This window comes from Streptomyces sp. NPDC046335, assembly GCF_055587985.1.
In genome coordinates this window covers 260,772-278,314 of record NZ_JBVJFF010000008.1, presented here as the reverse complement: position 1 = coordinate 278,314, position 17,543 = coordinate 260,772, and the positions used below count along the sequence as shown (strand labels likewise).

General features: G+C 69.9%; 19 protein-coding genes and 3 tRNA genes. 9 read left to right on the top strand and 13 right to left on the bottom strand.

Features of this window, described 5'->3' with window-relative positions:
• Positions 1-303: 303 nt before the first annotated feature.
• Positions 304-885: a Uma2 family endonuclease gene (locus ACZ6JY_RS21435; RefSeq protein ID WP_469197664.1), complete on the bottom strand. Its 582-nt coding sequence runs from the start codon at positions 883-885 to the stop codon at positions 304-306.
• Between the two features lie 452 nt (positions 886-1,337).
• Between ACZ6JY_RS21435 and ACZ6JY_RS21430 the strand changes: the two genes are divergently transcribed.
• Positions 1,338-1,727 carry a hypothetical protein gene (locus ACZ6JY_RS21430; RefSeq protein WP_469197662.1) on the top strand — a complete coding sequence of 130 codons (390 nt, stop codon included), beginning with the start codon at positions 1,338-1,340 and terminating at the stop codon, positions 1,725-1,727.
• A gap of 421 nt (positions 1,728-2,148) precedes the next feature.
• Here ACZ6JY_RS21430 and ACZ6JY_RS21425 read toward each other — a convergent pair whose 3' ends face one another.
• The 5 genes from ACZ6JY_RS21425 to ACZ6JY_RS21405 form a co-directional block, all read right to left on the bottom strand.
• The gene (locus ACZ6JY_RS21425; protein WP_469197660.1) at positions 2,149-2,415 is read right to left on the bottom strand and encodes a CPCC family cysteine-rich protein; all 267 of its coding nucleotides are present in this window, start codon (positions 2,413-2,415) and stop codon (positions 2,149-2,151) included.
• A gap of 19 nt (positions 2,416-2,434) precedes the next feature.
• A complete protein-coding gene (locus ACZ6JY_RS21420) occupies positions 2,435-2,728 on the bottom strand; it encodes a type II toxin-antitoxin system RelE family toxin (protein WP_469197658.1) in 294 nt (97 codons plus the stop codon).
• Entirely contained in the window at positions 2,721-2,987 is a 267-nt protein-coding gene (locus tag ACZ6JY_RS21415) for a type II toxin-antitoxin system Phd/YefM family antitoxin (RefSeq protein WP_469198026.1), read from the bottom strand. Before ACZ6JY_RS21415 ends, ACZ6JY_RS21420 begins: the two co-directional genes overlap by 8 nt.
• Before the next feature lie 107 nt (positions 2,988-3,094).
• Positions 3,095-4,108 carry an ABC transporter permease subunit gene (locus ACZ6JY_RS21410; protein WP_469197656.1) on the bottom strand — a complete coding sequence of 338 codons (1,014 nt, stop codon included), beginning with the start codon at positions 4,106-4,108 and terminating at the stop codon, positions 3,095-3,097.
• A complete protein-coding gene (locus ACZ6JY_RS21405) occupies positions 4,105-5,145 on the bottom strand; it encodes an ABC transporter ATP-binding protein (protein ID WP_469197655.1) in 1,041 nt (346 codons plus the stop codon). The genes ACZ6JY_RS21410 and ACZ6JY_RS21405 overlap by 4 nt, the downstream gene beginning before the upstream one ends.
• Positions 5,146-5,487: 342 nt before the next feature.
• Here ACZ6JY_RS21405 and ACZ6JY_RS21400 point away from each other — a divergent pair, with 342 nt between their 5' ends.
• Positions 5,488-6,723 (top strand): sensor histidine kinase, encoded by a 1,236-nt coding sequence (locus ACZ6JY_RS21400; protein ID WP_469197653.1) that lies wholly within the window; start codon positions 5,488-5,490, stop codon positions 6,721-6,723.
• On the top strand, positions 6,720-7,391 hold the full coding sequence (locus ACZ6JY_RS21395; RefSeq protein WP_469197651.1) for a response regulator: 672 nt from the start codon (positions 6,720-6,722) through the stop codon (positions 7,389-7,391). Before ACZ6JY_RS21400 ends, ACZ6JY_RS21395 begins: the two co-directional genes overlap by 4 nt.
• Positions 7,392-7,469: 78 nt before the next feature.
• On the opposite strand, the gene ACZ6JY_RS21390 is transcribed toward ACZ6JY_RS21395, so the two are convergent.
• From ACZ6JY_RS21390 to ACZ6JY_RS21360, 7 genes are all read right to left on the bottom strand, one after another.
• A complete protein-coding gene (locus ACZ6JY_RS21390; RefSeq protein WP_469197649.1) occupies positions 7,470-7,655 on the bottom strand; it encodes an acyl-CoA carboxylase subunit epsilon in 186 nt (61 codons plus the stop codon).
• A gap of 35 nt (positions 7,656-7,690) precedes the next feature.
• Positions 7,691-9,235: an acyl-CoA carboxylase subunit beta gene (locus ACZ6JY_RS21385; protein ID WP_469197647.1), complete on the bottom strand. Its 1,545-nt coding sequence runs from the start codon at positions 9,233-9,235 to the stop codon at positions 7,691-7,693.
• Positions 9,236-9,282: 47 nt separating this feature from the next.
• On the bottom strand, positions 9,283-9,714 hold the full coding sequence (locus ACZ6JY_RS21380) for a hypothetical protein (protein WP_469197645.1): 432 nt from the start codon (positions 9,712-9,714) through the stop codon (positions 9,283-9,285).
• 900 nt (positions 9,715-10,614) lie between these two features.
• Entirely contained in the window at positions 10,615-11,406 is a 792-nt protein-coding gene (locus tag ACZ6JY_RS21375; protein ID WP_469197643.1) for an AfsR/SARP family transcriptional regulator, read from the bottom strand.
• A gap of 399 nt (positions 11,407-11,805) precedes the next feature.
• Positions 11,806-11,902, bottom strand: a tRNA-OTHER gene (locus tag ACZ6JY_RS21370).
• A 12-nt stretch (positions 11,903-11,914) separates the two neighbouring features.
• Positions 11,915-12,008, bottom strand: a tRNA-OTHER gene (locus tag ACZ6JY_RS21365).
• A gap of 12 nt (positions 12,009-12,020) precedes the next feature.
• Positions 12,021-12,114 (bottom strand) — tRNA-OTHER (locus ACZ6JY_RS21360).
• A 198-nt stretch (positions 12,115-12,312) separates the two neighbouring features.
• On the opposite strand from ACZ6JY_RS21360, the gene ACZ6JY_RS21355 reads away from it, so the two are divergent.
• From ACZ6JY_RS21355 to fabI, 6 genes are all read left to right on the top strand, one after another.
• Positions 12,313-13,305, top strand: a complete 993-nt coding sequence (locus tag ACZ6JY_RS21355) for a DUF2156 domain-containing protein (protein WP_469197641.1) — start codon at positions 12,313-12,315, stop codon at positions 13,303-13,305.
• Positions 13,306-13,348: 43 nt separating this feature from the next.
• Positions 13,349-13,543, top strand: coding sequence for a hypothetical protein (locus ACZ6JY_RS21350; RefSeq protein ID WP_469197639.1), 195 nt, complete (start codon positions 13,349-13,351; stop codon positions 13,541-13,543).
• Positions 13,544-13,745: 202 nt separating this feature from the next.
• On the top strand, positions 13,746-14,846 hold the full coding sequence (locus tag ACZ6JY_RS21345) for a fatty acid desaturase family protein (protein ID WP_469197637.1): 1,101 nt from the start codon (positions 13,746-13,748) through the stop codon (positions 14,844-14,846).
• Positions 14,846-16,279 carry an MFS transporter gene (locus tag ACZ6JY_RS21340; RefSeq protein WP_469197635.1) on the top strand — a complete coding sequence of 478 codons (1,434 nt, stop codon included), beginning with the start codon at positions 14,846-14,848 and terminating at the stop codon, positions 16,277-16,279. The genes ACZ6JY_RS21345 and ACZ6JY_RS21340 overlap by 1 nt, the downstream gene beginning before the upstream one ends.
• A 61-nt stretch (positions 16,280-16,340) precedes the next feature.
• Positions 16,341-16,664: a ferredoxin gene (gene fdxA / locus ACZ6JY_RS21335; RefSeq protein ID WP_469197633.1), complete on the top strand. Its 324-nt coding sequence runs from the start codon at positions 16,341-16,343 to the stop codon at positions 16,662-16,664.
• Positions 16,661-17,425: an enoyl-ACP reductase FabI gene (fabI, locus tag ACZ6JY_RS21330; protein WP_447039685.1), complete on the top strand. Its 765-nt coding sequence runs from the start codon at positions 16,661-16,663 to the stop codon at positions 17,423-17,425. The genes fdxA and fabI overlap by 4 nt, the downstream gene beginning before the upstream one ends.
• The last annotated feature ends 118 nt before the right edge of the window (positions 17,426-17,543 follow it).

The window sequence follows — 17,543 nt, the reverse complement described above, 5'->3', positions numbered from 1 at the left end:
GTATTGATCGCGAGCGTCGACCGGGATTGCTGGCGGCCGCGCTGAAGGCGGTCGCCGCGAAGGCGGGCGGCGGGTCGGCCGGCTGATCCGGCCACCTCAGTGGAGGGGACCCGCCGCCATCGCATGACGCGGTCACCCGGCCGAGCCGCGAAGCTGTCGGCGGGCGGCACGCCGGGTGCTGGTGACTGGTTCGATGACCGCCGACCGGGCGTTTCCACTGGCGAGTGGTCGGCGCCGGACGTTCTGGGCCGGACTTGAGTGAGTCCGGCCCCTACCGCATTTCCGTACTGACGTGGTGCTGACTCAGCCGCGGCGGGGTGGAGCGAGCTTCTCCAGGTCGAGGTTGATCTCGAAGGGCACCGGACGGTTGAGAGAGCCCCTGAAGATGCCAACGGGTACATAGGTGGCGGTTGGCTCGTCAAGTTCGTAGACGTGGACGATGGGTGCTCCGTGCTCGTCCTCGATGCGCCAGTAGTGCGGGATGCCGGCCTCTGCGTATTTGTGAAGCTTTACCGTGCGGTCTCGGTGTGCGGACTCGGGGGAGACCGCCTCGACGGCGAGTCGTACTTCATCCGGTGCGAACCAGGTGCGGTCACCGTCGAAGTCGGCCGTCGTCACCAGCAGATCCGGCTCGGGCCGATTGCGTTGATCGAGTTTGATGGTCATCTCCCGTCCGACCCTTACGTCGGCCGGCGCCTGCTCCATGAGAGCCACGGTGAGCATCGTGACGAGGTGCCCGTGCCACCACGGCTGCGGAGACATCATGAATACGAGGGCTCCGTCGATCAGCTCGGTGTGGCGCGGTGCTTCCGGGAGGCGGTCCAGGTCCTCCGCGAACCAGCCTTCCGCGCGGGGCGGGCGCATCCAGTCGGGCAGTGCGGTCATGGCTCAACCGTAGCGACTCAGCGAGGTCCGGGCCACGAGGTCGACGACGGCCGGAACGGGCCGACGAGCTCCGCCAGGAGCCAGGTCTCCTGGCGCGTGAAGTACACACTCTTCGCGTCCCGTCCGTGTGCATCCGACCAGGCGAGCGCTTCGTCACCGGCTCGGCTCTGCTGTTGCCGTTGGGGTACGCGGGTACCGGGACGCCGACTTCCGAACGAGCGTCCTTATCAGGTGGGTCGCCGTAGCGTCGGGCCGGTCGCGGCTGCAGGTAGCCGTAAGATCCGAAGCAACGTCCAGCGCCCCCGCTGCGATGCGCAGTCCGTCCGCGGCCGGATCCCAGTCGAGACGGCCCTTCAGCTCGCCGAGGGACGCATAGCAGAATCCTTGAGCTGTGATCACAGAACCCTCCAGCTCGCCACACAGGACGCCTGTCTCCGTACACGATGACGGTCATGACCGACAACGTGTTCAGCAGGGAAGTACTCCGGCGTATCGGTGAAGGAATGACCTACGGCCAGATGGAGGCGAAGACTCGGGAGACAGGGGGCAAGGAGGGAACCTTGTCCTCGGCATGGTGGAACAAGGTGGCCATCGGCGAGATGCCCCCTCCGCCTGAGCCGAAGTACATCGCCGGCATCGCCACAGTGCTGGAGCTCCCCGAGCGACACGTGAGGCAGCTCATCTGCGACCAGTGGTACGGGGTCAGTCTCGTCGGGGAGCGAGACGAGTACGTGCGAGCCCTGGTGGGCCAGGGCGTGGACAACCTGGTGTCATGGCTGAGGGGCCGCGTCGCTTCCCTGCGCGAGAATCGTGGGCTGGCGGCGACAAAGGCGGAGGGCTAGGAGAGGACAGCGAATCCACCTGGTCCGAGCCCTTCGCCGTACATCTGCTCAGGCGTTTGGCCGGGTCGGGCTCGGCTTCAATGCCGACGGGGGGGCCACACCTTCGCGTCGGAGACGGCGGCGGTGCGGGCCAGTTCGCCGGTCGCGGTCGGTAGTCCGCCGTGCCGTCGAGTTGGAGCTTGGGGATGACGAGTCTCGTCGGACGGTGTGAGCCCTCCGCCCAGGGCGGGCGGGGGCGGCCGGGGTGACGAGTGCCTGAAGGGCCTCGCGGCGGCTTCCAGTTCCTCGGAGAGGTCATACCTCCGGGCCACGGACGCGACCACGAGGCAGCGCTGCGGCTCGGCGTTCTCCGCCTTGACCTCAGTGAATGTGGCCTCGAACCCCTCCGGGCTCTTGGGTCTCGGAGAGCTTCGTCTCGGCGTCACGCAGGCGAGTGCGCGTGGGCGGTCACGGGTGGTCCCGCGCCAGAAAGCGGGGAGCCACCAGCAGAGCATCGAGCGGTCATCGGGCCACGGGGCGCGGGCCTCGGCTTCCCAGTCCGAGGGCGGACGTACCGCCGGCCGTGCTGGTCGCAGGCACCGAAGTCCTGGTAGTTGCGTTGGGCCTCGATCAGGGAGACCTTGTTCGCCCCGCCTGCCGTGGTCGGCCAGCGGAACTGGATCCCGTCGTCCTCCCAGAAGCAGGACACTCGTAAAGGCCGTCGGGGTTCAACGCATGCCAATGAGGAATCCCGGGGGAGGCGGACGCCGGATCGTGGAGCGGTGCCCGACGCGGACGACCCACACGATCAGGTCGCCGTTGTCGACGGTGTAGATGACGCGGTAGTCGCCGACTCTGAGGCGGCGGCGCTCGGGCTGGGAAACGAGCGCGATGGTGTTGAAGCCGAGCGGGTCCGTTTCCAGTTCCGTCAGCTTGGTCTGGATGCGAAGCGCGGTGTCGCGTGGAACCTTGCGGAGTTCGGCTCGGGCTTCCGGGTGGAAGACGGTGCGGTACTCATTCACTCCGCGCCAGCGTCTCCTTCATGACGTCCTCGATCAGGATTCCGGCCGAGGACGTCATGCGCTCGTCGATGAGGCGGTTGATCTCGCGCTCTTCCCATTCCCGGTACTTGCGGAGCACCTCGATCGACACGACGGCGGCGACTTCTTTGCCTCGTCGCGTGATGACTGTGCGGGTGTCGTCGCGATCGGCGCGTTCGACGACCTCGGCCAAGTGTGCGCGGACGTCGCGGATGGACTGCCGAGAGGCCGACAAGCTCATCGCGGACGTCAAGCGTGATCCCTTCACGGGGATCGGCAAGCCTGAGTACCACTTGCCCGGTGCATGTCGCGGCGGAGCGACGAGTGCCGGAGGGCTGTCGTCGCTGGTCACAGGAGGCGCTTGCGGCCCCAGGCCATGATGAATGCGGCGACGGCCGCCGTGGCCGTGAGCATGATGGCCGCTCCCAGCCACTGCATCGTGTGCATCTGGGAGACCGGGAGGTAGTCGATCGACCAGCCGACGACGTTCTTGGACTCCAGGCAGGCCGTGTGGGCCCGGGTGTTCTCGATCTTGTCGAGGCACGTCATCCAGTCCAGGCGGGCTCCGGAGTCCGTGAGGAAGTCGGTGCCCTGGCCCTGCTGTACCGCCTGGGCCGGCAGCTCGGGCTGCCGGGCGCCGGGGCCGATGCCCTTGTCGGTGGTGGCCGACAGGATGTCGCCCAGGTTCAGCCGGAAGCGGTCCCAGACGACGCCGAGCGCCACCACGATGCCGAGTGTGACCACCATGGACACCAGCGTGCGGCGCAGGAGCATGCCGACCGCCGCGCCCACGGTGAACGTGAGCAGGGCGTACGCCGCCGGCATGGGGCCCGTGACGTTGAAGATCGCGCTGCTCGTCCACTCCAGGGTGTCGGCGCGGCTCCGCACCGGGTTCCACCACCAGGTGAAGACGGCACCCAGCAGGGTGGTGGACAGGGCGATCAGCACGGCGGGCAGCGCGAGCTTCGTGGCGAGCCAGCGGAGGCGGCTGACCGACTGCGAGGTCACCAGCTTCGCGGTGCCGGACTCCAGGTCGCCTGCCACGAGCGGGGCGCCGATGAGGACACCCGCCAGGATGGGGACGTAGGACAGGTAGCTGCCGACGCTGAACAAGCGGCCGGCGTATTTCTCCAGGTCAGGGCCGCCCTTGGGGGCGGTGGCCAGGTAGTTCGTCAGCTCGCCGCGCAGGTAGACCATGGCCAGCGCGGTCAGGAGCGTCAGGGCGAGCAGCGTCCAGAACGCCGCTCGGTGCTGGCGCCAGACGAGCCAGACCGGGCCGCCGAGTCGCGGCATCCGTCCGTTGCGCGGAGGGCGCGTGTCGGCAGGGGCCGTGCGGGCCGGGTCAACGGTGAACGTGGTCATGCGGTCACAGCCTTCTGCCGGTCGCGGGTGATGACGTCGTGGATGTCGCCGGGCCGGGCACCGGGCGCGATCAGCGGAGGCGCGTCGGGTGTGCGCAGGTAGGCGAGCAGCAGTTCCTCCAGGGTGGGCGGTTCCGCCTGGCCGCCGTACTGGATCGGGGCGCCGAGCCGGACCAGGACACCCGGCCGGCCGTCGCCGCCACCGCCACCGCCGTATGGCTCGGGTTCGATGACCTGGTGCGGGCTCCCGGGCGGGAACGACGCGCCCGGCGGGACCGCGAACAGGGCGTGCGCCGCGCGCAGTTCGTTCACCTCGCCCGCCAGCCGCAGGCCGCCGTTCGCCACGACGACGAGGTAGTCGCAGACATGCTCCAGCTCGGCGAGCATGTGCGAGGAGATCAGTACGGTCGTGCCGCGTTCGGCGGCCGCCGCCGTCAGCGTCGCCATGAGCTCGCGGCGGACCAGCGGGTCGAGGTCGGCCATCGGTTCGTCGAGGATCAGCAGGTCGGGGCGCTTTCCGAAGGCCAGGGCGAAGGCGACGCGAGTGCGCTGCCCGCCGGAAAGCGTGCCGATCCTCGCCTCCAGCGGCACCTGGCCCGCGCGGACGAGGTCCTCGGCGACCCGCTGGTCCCAGCGGGGGTTCAGTTCGCGGCCCAGGCGCAGTGTCTCGGCCACGGTGAAGCGCCGGAACAGCGGCTTCTCCTGGGTGAGGAACGCGGTGCGCATGACCGCTTCCGTCGATCCCGGTGCCGCGCCGAAGATCCGCAGGGCGCCGGTCGTCGGGCGGATCATGTCGGTGGCCAGGCCCATCAGCGTGCTCTTGCCTGCGCCGTTGGGTCCTACGAGGCCGCAGACCCGCCCGGTCGGCAGCCGGAACGAGACGTCACGCAGGGCCCAGCCGCGCCGGTACTTCTTGCCCAGTCCGTACGCCTCGATCGCGGACCCGGCAGGGTGTGGGGGCTGCCGGGAGTGTGGGGGCGTACTCGCGGAATTCCGTGCTCCCGGTCCGTTGCCCAGGTGCATCGTCGCGTGGTCCATGAGTGGGTGGCTCCTGTACGTGGGGGAGGGGGCCGTGGGGGACCTCCGTGGGTCCGCACTACGGTGGCGTTGGCTGCCGCTTGCGGTGGTCACCACTCTGCTCGGCCGCGTTCCGCGGGGTATCGGGCGAAAGACAGATCATGAGCGGCAGGCTCCGACTTTCGGCCGGTGCGGGAGATCCCGGGCGTGCGGGATCGTGGCGGCATGGTGAGCAAGTCGAGAGGCCCGAGCAAGTCGAGAGCGTTGGGCGGGCTGAGCGGGCCGAGTGGGCTGAGTGGGCTGAGTGGGCCGAGTGGGCTGAGCGGGCTGCGAGAGATGAGAGGACTGAGGGAGCTGAGACGAGTGCGTGACGTGGCGGAGGTGGCGGCCAGGGCGAACGCGTCCGCGGACGTACGGGGGAACGGGCCTACGAGGCTGATGCCCCTCACGGCATGGATGCTGCTGGTCGCGGCCCTCGTCGGCCTCGTCCTCCTCGACCTGCTGGCCCAGTTCTACTGGATCGAGAGCCACGGCCCCGCCAAGCTGATCGGCGCCTTGCTTGCCGTCGGAGCGGCCATCGCCTCGCCCCGGCTCGACGGGGAGCGGAGGCTGCCGATGACGGCCTGCGCGCTCGCGGTCGTGTCGCTCTGCCTCTCGGTGTGGCTGCACGTGGAGATGGTCGCCTCTTCGCAGGCCCTCGGGTTCGCCGAACCGGCGGCGCTGGCGTGGCTCCTGCTGGTCGTCGCCCGGCAGGGGAAGCCCTCGTGGGTCGTGGCGGCCGTGCCCGTGCTGTGCATGGCGATCGTGCTGCGTCCCATGGCGGTCTCGGTGCGGCAGTCCACCATCATCATGGCGCTGCTCTTCGCCCTCGCCGCGGTCACGGCGCTGGGCATCGGCCTCGGGACACGGCTGCTCCTGGTGGACCGGCGGCGGCAGGCGGCGGCTCTCAGGCTGGAGCAGCGTACGGAGTTCGCCAGGGACCTGCACGACTTCGTCGCCCACCATGTGACCGGCATCGTCGTACAGGCGCAGGGAGCCCACGCGATCGCGGACCGGCGGCCAGAACTGGTGCCGCCGGCGTTGCGGCGGATCGAACAGGCCGGCTCCGAGGCGTTGACCTCCATGCGGCACATGGTGGGGATGCTGCGCGACGCCGACGGGGAAGTGGCGGTGACACCGCTGGCGGGCATCGACGAGGTGCGTTCGCTCGTCGAGGAGTTCTCGGCGATGGGCAGCGCGCGGGCCCGGCTCGATCTGGAGGGTGCCGTCGACGACCTGCCGGTGGAGGTGACCACCACGGCGCACCGGGTGGTGATGGAGGCCCTCACCAACGTACGCAAACACGCCCACGGCTGCACCGAGGTACGGGTACGGGTGAGCCGCTCGGTGGACCGGCTGACGGTACGGGTCACCGACGACGGCAGGCCGCGCCATGTCTCCCACGGCGGCTTCGGCCTGAAGGGCCTGGCCGAGCGGGTGGACCTGATCGGCGGCAGCGTTCAGGCCGGGCCCGTGACGACCGGCGGCTGGGGCGTCGAGGCGACGCTCCCGGTGTCGACGACGGCCGGGGTGGCCGTGGCAGGGGCGGGGGCGTCGTGACGTCGGCGATCCGGGTGCTGATCGCCGACGATCAGGCCATGGTCCGTGCGGGGTTCGCGATGATCCTCGCCGCGGAGGACGACATCGACGTCGTCGGGGAGGCCAAGGACGGGGTCCATGCCGTGGAACTCGCCGGGCTCCACCGGCCCGACGTCGTCCTGATGGACATCCGCATGCCCCGCATGGACGGCCTGGAGGCCCTGCGCAGGCTGACGCGCCCCGGCACGGTGAACCCGCCGAAGGTCGTGGTCGTCACCACGTTCGACGACGACGAGTACGTGCAACGTGCCCTGAGCCAGGGCGCATCGGGCTTCCTCATCAAGGACTCCGGCCCCGCCCTGCTCGTCGAGGCCATCAGGGCGGCGGCCTCCGGCGAGGCACTGGTGAGCCCGGCGATCACCGTCCGGCTGCTCCGACGCCTCCACAACACCGCCCCCGCCTCCCGCGAGCCGCACACCGCGCTCTCCGAGCGGGAGACTGACCTGGTCCGCCTGGTGGCCCGGGGCCTGACGAACGCCGAGATCGCCACCGAGCTGACCATCTCACTGGGCACGGTGAAGACCCACCTCGGCAACGTGCAGACGAAACTGTCCGCCCGCAACCGCGTGGAGATCGCGGCGTGGGCCTGGGAGTCGGGGCTGGTGGAGGGGCGAGGGCAAGCCCGCTGACCCGGAAGCGAAGGGGTGGAGGGCCGCACCCCCGGTTGCCCGATGGGGGTCGGCCCTCCGTCCGTCAGTGGGGCGGGGTCAGCCCTGCCAGCTGTGTGGGGGCTTGTAGTTGTCTCGGCGCCAGGCCGTCATGGGGGGCTTGTGGGCGGGGATGGAGGGGTGGGGGGTTGCTCGGGAGAGGAGGAGGACGGTTACGGCTGCCAGTTCGGCCTCTGTGGGGGTGCCCTTTTCTATGCGGATGTCTACCTCTGCTGTGGGTGGCATGTGACCTCCGGTGCGGAAGGGGTGCGGGTGCGGGCTTACTGCGGGGGGTTGCCGTGTTTGCGGGCCGGGCGGTCCGCGTGTTTGTTCGCCAGCATGGCGAGGCTGGAGATCAGGACCTGGCGGGTTTCCGCCGGGTCGATGACGTCGTCGACCAGGCCGCGCTCGGCGGCGTAGTAGGGGTGCATGAGCTCGGCCTTGTACTCCTTGACCATGCGGGCGCGCATGGCTTCGGGGTCTTCGGCGGCGGCGATCTGGCGGCGGAAGATCACGTTGGCCGCGCCTTCGGCGCCCATGACGGCGATCTCGTTGGTGGGCCAGGCGTAGGTGAGGTCGGCGCCGATGGACTGGCTGTCCATGACGATGTACGCGCCGCCGTACGCCTTGCGCAGGATCAGGGAGATGCGCGGGACCGTGGCGTTGCAGTAGGCGTACAGGAGTTTGGCGCCGTGGCGGATGATGCCGCCGTGCTCCTGGTCCACGCCCGGCAGGAAGCCGGGGACGTCGAGGAGCGTCACGATCGGGATGTTGAAGGCGTCGCACATCTGGACGAAGCGGGCCGCCTTCTCCGACGCCTCGATGTCCAGGACACCTGCCAAAGCCTGCGGCTGGTTCGCGACGATACCGACGACCTTGCCGTCCAGACGGGCCAGCGCACAGATGATGTTCCGCGCCCAGCGCTCGTGGACCTCCAGGAAATCGCCGTCGTCCACCAGCTCCTCGATGACCCGGTGCATGTCGTACGGGCGGTTGCCGTCCACCGGGACCAGGTCGAGCAGCGCCTCGCCCGAGCGGTCCGGCGGGTCGTCGCCGTCGTGGGCCGGGGGGTTCTCGCGGTTGTTCGACGGCAGCATGGAGAGCAGGTAGCGCACTTCTTCGAGGCAGGTCTCCTCGTCGTCGTACGCGAAGTGCGCGACGCCCGAGGTCTCGGCGTGGACGTCGGCGCCGCCCAGGCCGTTCTGGGTGATCTCCTCGCCGGTGACCGCGCGGACCACGTCCGGGCCCGTGATGAACATCTGCGAGGTCTCGCGGACCATGAAGACGAAGTCCGTGAGCGCCGGGCTGTACGCCGCGCCGCCCGCGCACGGGCCCAGCATCACGCTGATCTGCGGGATCACGCCCGACGCCTTGGTGTTGCGCTGGAAGATGCCGCCGTAGCCCGCCAGGGCCGTGACGCCTTCCTGGATGCGCGCGCCCGCGCCGTCGTTCAGCGAGACCAGCGGGGCGCCCGCGGCGATAGCCATGTCCATGATCTTGTGGATCTTCGTGGCGTGGGCCTCACCGAGCGCCCCGCCGAAGATCCGGAAGTCGTGCGCGTAGACGAAGACCGTACGGCCCTCGACCGTGCCCCAGCCGGTGACGACACCGTCGGTGTAGGGCCGTTTCGCCTCCAGGCCGAAACCGGTCGCCCGGTGCCGGCGCAGGGGTTCGACCTCGCGGAACGAGCCCTCGTCCAGGAGCAGCGCGATGCGCTCGCGGACGGTGAGCTTGCCCTTGGCCTTCTGAGCTGCGGTGGCCGGTTCGCCGGGTCCCGCGAGGACCCGCTCCCGTATGTCCGCCAGCTCCGCGACGTGGAGTCTCATCTCTCCCCTTACCGGTTGCCGTCACCGGGGATGCGGCGTGTGTTCGGTCAGTTGGTCAGCTTGCGCAGGCCGTTGATCTGGAGGACGGCGAACGCGCCCACGACCAGGGCCTGCATGGGGATCCACACCGTGCCGATCGTGTTCGGGTCGAACCAGCCGAAGACCGCGGTGGCGATGCTGGCCACGGCCCAGATCAGGTTCGCCTCGATGACGAGCTTGGTGGCCGCGGCGGACGGCACGTTCTGGCGGGCCAGCAGGCCGACGAGCAGGCCGTAGACGGTGAGGAACGCGCCGATGCCGCGCAGCAGCCCGGCATCCATGTCGAGGAGGTCGCCGACGGGGCCCGCGGCGGCCAGGTAGATGAGGCCGTTGCCGCCGGTGACGATGGCGTCGAGGCCGAGGAAGAGACGCAGCGGGCGCGCGGCGGACGAGTTCGTGGCCGCGGTGCCGAGGCGAGCGGTGGTCTGGCTCGTGGTCATGAAAACTCCTGGTGGATACGGTCGGTGGTGGGTGGTCGGTGGTTGATTTGTCGGTGGTGCCCGATCGGGGGTGCGGGTCGGAGGGCGAGGGTGTTCCCCCAGTACGGGACGCGTGGGGACACGGTCCGCGCGGAGTACGGGCGCCCGCTTTCGGTTCCAACGGTTCCGATGGTGGCAACCGGCGCTGATGGGGAGCTGACGTGCCGGCCGGGGGCGGGCCCGGGGCGCGGGTGAGCGGGCCTTATGCGAGTCCGTGTGCGCTTCGGAGGCGACGCGCGGGTCGCCTTCCGGCGCGGGCGGGGGCGTGCGCCTTGGTTTGGCGGGGGGTGGTTTGGGGGTGGGGTCGGCACTTGGGCGCTTGTGCGTGCGAGGGTCTTCCGGCGCGGGCAGTCGCGTGGTGGCTGCTGCCCGATGTCGGTCCCCCGCTGCCGGGTTGCCCGCGTGCGCTGTGCGCTGTGCGCTGTGCGCTGTCCGCTGTCGGCCGCCGGTTGCCGTGCTCGCTGCCTGCTGTTGGCCTCTCGGCCGACGGTTGCCGTGGTTGCCGCCTGCTGTTGGCCTCCGGACTCCGGTTGCCGTGCTCGCCGCTGCCGGCCACCGGCACCCGCTGCCCGCCCCGGCTCCCGTGCTTGCCGCGCGCTGCCGTGCGTCGCCCGCGTCCCGCTGTCCGACGCCTCGGCCCGGTGTTCGTCGGCGGCGGTCGTCTGCCGCTGAGTAGGGCCTGGAAACCGGTGAGCTGTACGGGGATCGCCCGTCCAGGCACCGGCACCGCATCGGCACCGCACCGGTATCGCTATCGGCACCCGCGTCGACGCCCGGTTCGGCGTCGGCTCCTGTGCCGGCACCGGCAGCCGTATCCGTACTCGTACTCGTACCGGCGTCACCGCCGCCCAGTCGAACCGTTCACGCCGGCTGTAGCAGTACGACGGCCGCCTTCGTCAGGGAAGGGTCATGCGCGAGGATCGCGTGTTCCACCTGGCGCAGGGCGGGGGACGGGTCGATGCCGAGTTCGTCGGAGAGGTGTTGCCGCATGGCACGGTAGACGTTCAACGCGTCCGCCTGGCGGCCCGACCGGTACAGGGCCACCATCAATTGCTCGCAGAAGCGTTCCCGCAAGGGATGATTACTGTGCGCCTCGTGCAGTTCCGCGAGCATCGCCGCGTGCCGGCCAAGCCGCAGTTCCGCCTCGAAGCGCAGTTCCATGGCCCGCATCCGGTATTCCTCGTAGCGGGCGCAGGCCAGTTGGCATATGGTGCCGCCGGGGAAATCACCGAATACGGGGCCGCGCCACAGAGAAAGTGCCTGGCCCAGCAATGTCGCCGTGGTGACGTCATCCGTGTCGCCCGCGGCCTCCGCCTGCCGGACGGCCTTGGTGAATTCCGCGGCGTCGAATTCGCCCTCGTGGATCGTCAGGCGGTAGCCGGAGGGGTGCATCGTCACCCTCGGGACCATGAGTTCCGGCTCCAGGCTCTTCAGCTTTCGGCGGAGCCTGCTGATATGCGCCTGCAATGCGTTGACCTGTTTGTCGGGCAGGTCGTCGCCCCACATCTCCTCGACGAGGATTTCGCCCGGGACCGGGCGGCCCTCGCTGACCAGCAGAGTCTGAATCAGGTTCCTCTGGAGATCACCCGAGATCTCCGCAGCACCTAATGCGGTGCGGATCTGCAGCGCTCCGAGAATCGAAAAGCTCAGCATGCCGTTTCCCCCTTGGCTTTCGTTGCTGCAACGTCGGGGCGGTTCAACTGCCGGGTCGCCAGGGCCATCGGTGCTGCGGTGTGGGGGACCGCGGGGTGGAGGTCGGCTTGGCGATCTCTGGGCGTCCCCGACCGGGGGGAGACAGGGGGTGAACCTCTGGCTCCCTTCCGAGGGGAACCCTCTCACGGTATCATTCCTTTGGGAAGGTATTTTTTTGAACGAGTCCGGTCAGGGGAGTGGAATGGGGCCTGACCTGCTGGTTCGTCCGTGAGATCCGGGACACGCCCTGGACGCGGAGCCGCCCCGGTTGGCCGATCCGCTGTCGCGGGGGCGCCGGGGCGACTGCTTCGTCGAGGCGGGGGAGGCCCGACGAAGTGAATATGGAAGCCGAAGTTCCGCTGGCGGAGAGGGCAGGATTCGAACCTGCGTGGGCCGCATGGACCCGACCGTGAGCCGTAGCTCGAAGTCCCCGATAAGCCGCTCCGGGCACCTCTCCTGGTGGTGTGCGCGGAGAGGGCAGGATTCGAACCTGCGTGGGCCGCATGGACCCGACCGTGAGCCGTAGCTCGAAGTCCCCGATAAGCCGCTCCGGGCACCTCTCCTGGTGGTGTGCGCGGAGAGGGCAGGATTCGAACCTGCGTGGGCCGCAAGGACCCGACCGTGAGCCGAAGCTCGAAGTCCCCGATAAGCCGCTCCGGGCACCTCTCCTTGTTCCCGGCCCGGTTCCCCGTGCCGTTCACAGGTAGAACATTGCCAGGTGCTTCTGACGGGACGCTGACGTATCTCTGACACGGCCCGCGATGCCCGCCCCATCCCTGGCCCGCAGGGTTTTCCACCCTTCCCTTCAAAGGGCCCGCGGTGCTCTACTCTCCTCGTCCGCAACGGCTTCCGAAAGGAATTCGGATCATGACCGTGACCACCGTGGAAAACCCGATTCTCAAGGCCCTCCGCACGCATACGCAGGCGGAGAATCCCAGCGCTTTCCTCGCGCTGAACAGCGGCAACAGTTCATTCACGCTGCCGGGAACGGACGGCTTCGTCGTCTACCGCAGGACCGGCCGGTTCGCCGTCCAGTTCGGCGGGCCCTTCGCCGCCCCGGAGGAGTACGACACTCTCCTCGACGGGTTCCGGCGCCACGTGAAGGACGAGGGGCTCACCCACGTCGGCGTGCAGCTCCAGCGCGCCGACGCCGAGCGATACGCGCGGCTCGGCTTCACCGTCAACCAGATCGGCGCCTCCTGGGCGGTGAGCCTCCCGGAGTTCACCCTGCGCGGCACCCGCTTCATGCAGCTGCGCAACAAGATCTCCCGGGCCTACCGCAACGGCCTCCAGATCCAGGAGGTCAAGGCCGACGCCTTCCAGGACGCGCTGGAGACCATCGACGGCGCCTGGCTCTCCAGCAAGGGCGCCGCCCGCCCCCTGGAGTTCCTCGTCGGCGAGATCGGCGGCGAAGCCCAGGAGCAGCGGCGTCTCTTCGTCGGGACGATCGCCGGGGCGCCGGTCGCGTACATCTCGTACTCGCCGGTCTACGGCAGCAGGGCCGGGTGGATGCACGACCTCAGCCGGCGCGTGCCCGACGGGTCGCCGGGGCTGATGGAGGCCATCAACGCGCACGCCATCGAGGTGTTCCGCGGCGAGGGCGTCCAGTGGCTGCACTTCGGCTTCACGCCCTTCACCGGGCTCGACGCGGAGCACGAACTGGACGGCCACAGCCCGGCGTTCCAGTGGCTGATGCACGCCCTGTGGGCCGAGGGAGCCGCGCTCTACCCGGCGCAGACGCAGCTCTCGTACAAGCAGAAGTGGGCGCCCGACGCGCTCATACCCGAGTACGTCGCCTTCGACGGGCCCGCGTCACTGGCCTCCTTCGCGCACATCTTCCGCGCCTGCAACGCCTTCTGACCACCGGCAGCACACAGCCCCCGACCGACAGGAGTCGACAGCGATGAGCGACAACACCACCGAGGCCACAGAAGACGCCGGGACCACCGGACCCGCCGACGCCCTCAAGCACGCCATGATCGAGCAGCTCATGGGCATCATCGGGGCCCCCGACGACCAGGACGTCGCCCGTGCCGCGGACGCCGTGGTCCACGAGCTGGACGCCCTGCTCCGGGCCGAGTCGGAGCCGGCGGCCTGACCGGCGCGACGCGGCGCGGCGCCGCTGCCGAAGAGGCCCGCGGCCAGCTCCGCATCAGCGCCACATCAGCGCCGCACGGAACGCTGCAAACACGTTCGCCCGGCGTCCGGCCGGTGGGGTACCGCACTGTGCCCCAGCGGAACCGGTGCGCCGGGCGGGCGCCGCCGCCCGGTTCGGGCACTTCTTCCGAGGAGAGCTTCGTATGCAGCGTCCGCACGTCCAAGAGACCGGTGTCGCCGTCGCCCCGCAGCACACCGCAGTCCCGCAGCGCACCGGGGCATCCGCCACGTTCTCCGAGCTCCTCAAACGGGTCAAGGCCGAGGGCCTCCTCGATCTCAACCCGAGGTACTACATAGGGCGGCTGATCCGGAACACCACGCTGCTGGTGGCCGGGCTCACCGCGTTCTTCCTGGTGGGTGACTCGTGGTGGACGCTCGTCGTGGCGGTGTGGATGGGCCTCTGCGGGGGCCAGTCCTCGTTCATGTGGCACGACGCGGGACACAAGGCGATGTTCCGCGACAAGCGGGTCGCCAACGCCGTCGGTTACTTCCACGCCAACTTCGTCAACGGGGTCAGCTTCGGCTGGTGGGTCAACCACCACAACCGCCACCACAGCAACCCCAACCACCTCGACATGGACCCGGACATCGGCCGGCGCACCGCGATCTTCGACCTCAAGCAGTACGCGTCCAGGACACGTGTGCAGCGCTTCGTCGTGCGCTACCAGAGCGTGCTCTTCTTCGTGCTGCTCGTCCTCGAGTCGTTCAAGATGCACAAGACCGCCGTGAAGTCGATCCGGCAGGGGCTCACCAAGCGTCCCGTGCTTGAGTCCACGCTGCTCGTGGCGCGTGCGGCGATCTATCTGACCTGCGTCTTCACCGTTCTGTCGCCGGTTCTCGCGGTCGCTTTCGTGCTCGTCCAGCAGGCCACCCTCGGCGTCTACTTCGGCATGATCTTCGCGCCGAACCACAAGGGCATGGACGTCCGTGACGGCGACGAGGAGACCCTGGACTGGCTGGAGCGCCAGGTCCTCACCTCACGCAACATCCGCCCCTCCTGGTTCATCGACTTCCTGTACGGGGGTCTCAACTACCAGGTCGAGCACCACCTGTTCCCCGCCATGCCGCAGAAGAGCCTGGCCCGTGCCCGCGAACTCACGCGTGAGTACTGCGCCGAGCGTGGAGTGCCCTACCACGAGGTCGGCTTCTTCGCCTCGTACCGCGAGGTCGCCGGTTACCTGCACGAGGTCAGCGCGCCCGTGCGGCGGGGCGAGGTCGACGAGCACCTGGGACGGGCCGCCTGATGGTCGACACGGTCACCAGACCGGGGGCGGGGGCCGGCACCGGCGCCCGCACCGGCAGCGCCACGCAGGCCTCGATCGGTGTCCGGCTCGACCGGATGCCGATCACGCCGACGCACCGCAGCATCACCGCGGTCATCGGCGTCGGCCTGCTCTTCGACACCTTTGAGAACAACCTGTCCGGGACCATCGCCAAGGTGCTCCAGGACGACTTCGCGTTCGGTGCCACCGAGCTGAAGCTCGTCCTCGCCTCGGCCTTCATCGGCCAGTTCATCGGCTCGCTGCTGCTCGGCAAGATCGCCGACCGGTACGGGCGGCGCCGGGCGTTCCTGATCAACCTCGCGATCTACTCGGGCTTCTCGCTGCTCGGCGCCTTCTCGCCGAACGCGGCCTGGCTGATCGTGACCCGGTTCTTCGCCGGTGTCGGCATCGGCGCCGAGCAGAGCCTGTCCGACTGCTACCTGTCCGACGTGCTGCCCGCGAAGAAGCGCGGCCGGTTCATCGCCTGGGCCTACACCCTGGCCTTCTGCGGAGTGCCCGCCGTGGGCTTCGCCGCCCTGTGGCTCGTCCCGCTGTCGCCGCTCGGCATCGACGGCTGGCGCTGGCTCTTCGTGATCGGGGCGCTCGGCTCGGCCGTGGTGTGGGTGCTGCGCAGGAAGCTCATCGAGTCACCGCGCTGGCTCGCGACGGCCGGGCGCGAGGACGAGGCGGACGCGCTCGTGTCACGGATGGAGGCCGAGGTGCCCGCCGGTGCCGCGGCCGCCTACCGCGCCGAGGTGGAGGCCGAGGTGGTGGCCGCCGAGAAGGCCGCCGCCGACGCCCCCGTCACCCGCCTCCGCGACATCTTCCAGCCCCGGCTGCGCCGGCGCACCGTCATGCTCTGGATCTTCTGCGCGCTCTCGGTGGTCGGGTACTACGGCTTCGGCACCCTCGCGCCGCAGATCCTGGCCGCCAAGGGGTACGGGATCGTCGCGGGCCTCGGGTTCACCGCGGTCTGCTTCCTCGGCTACCCCGTGGGCTCCGCGCTCTCGCTGCCGATCATCGACCGCGTGGAGCGCAAGAAACTCGTGGCGGTGTCCGCCGGGGCGATGGTCGTGGCCGGGCTCGGCTTCTCCTTCGCGGCCTCGGCGACCTGGATCATGGTGTTCGGCTTCGTCTACACCGTGTGCAGCAACGTCTTCTCCAGCGTCTCGCACGTCTACCTCGCCGAGCAGTACCCGACCGCCATCCGGGCCGCCGCGTCCGGCGCCGCGTACTCGCTGTCGAAACTCAGCGCCGCCGCGCTGCCGTTCGTCCTGCTCCCGGTCCTGACGTCGTACGGGCCCGGCGCGCTGTTCGCCGTCATCGCCGCCGTGATGACCGCGCTCGCCGTGACCGTCCTGACCCTGGGCGACCGCACCACCGGCGTCTCGGTCGACCGGGTGCCCGCCGGCTGACCACCGACCCCTTTACCCGCACCGAAACCCTTCCCCACGACGGACTGATGAGGAACATGGCATGGCCTACGTCATCGCTCAGCCCTGCGCCGATGTGAAGGACAAGTCCTGCATCGACGAATGCCCCGTGGACTGCATCTACGAGGGCGGTCGCGCCCTCTACATCCACCCCGAGGAGTGTGTGGACTGCGGGGCCTGTGAACCCGTGTGCCCCGTGGAGGCCATCTACTTCGAGGACGACGTGCCCGCCGCCTGGGGCGACCACCGCGGCTCCAACTCCGCCTTCTTCGAGGAGATCGGCTCGCCGGGCGGCGCCTCCGCGCTCGGCGCGCTGCCGCACGACTCCGCCCTCGTGGCGTCCCTGCCGCTGGCGGTGGCGTCATGAGCGGGCTGCTCGCGGGAAAGCGCGTCCTGGTGACGGGTGTCCTCACCGAGGGCTCCATCGCCTTCCACGCCGCCAGGATCGCCCAGCTGGAGGGCGCCGAGGTGGTGCTGACCGGCTTCGGGCGGCTCTCCCTGATCGAACGCACCGCGGGCCTGCTGCCGAAGCCCGCCCCGGTCGTCGAGCTGGACGTCACCGACCAGGGGCACCTGGACGGCCTCGCCGGCCGGCTGCGTGAACATGTGGACGGGCTCGACGGTGTCGTGCACTCCATCGCGTACGGGCCGCCGGGCGCCTTCCACTTCCTGGACGGCGGCTGGGAGGACGTGTCGACCGCCGTGCACGTCTCCGCGTACTCCCTGAAGTCCCTGACCACCGCCTGTCTGCCGCTCATGGAACCGCGCGGCGGCTCCGTGGTGGGCGTCACCTTCGACGCCACGGTGGCCTGGCCCAAGTACGACTGGATGGGGGTCGCCAAGGCGGCCCTGGAGTCCACCAGCCGCTACCTCGCGCGCGACCTGGGCGCCCGCGGCATCCGCTGCAACCTCGTCGCGGCGGGGCCCCTGCGGTCCATGGCCGCCAAGTCCATCCCCGGCTTCTCCGAGCTCGCCGACGACTGGCACACCAGGGCGCCGGCCGGCTGGGACCTCAACGACCCGGAGCCGGCGGCCCGCGGCATCGTCGCGCTGCTCTCGGACTTCTTCCCCCGCACCACGGGGGAGATCGTGCACGTCGACGGCGGGGCCCACATGATGGGCGCCTGACGCCGGGAGGCGCGTACGGCGGCGCGTACGGCGGTGGGGGGGGGGGGGGGGGGGGGGGGGGGGCCCCCCCCCCCCCCCCCCCCCCCCCCCCCCCCTCCCCCCCCCCCTCTTTTTCCTT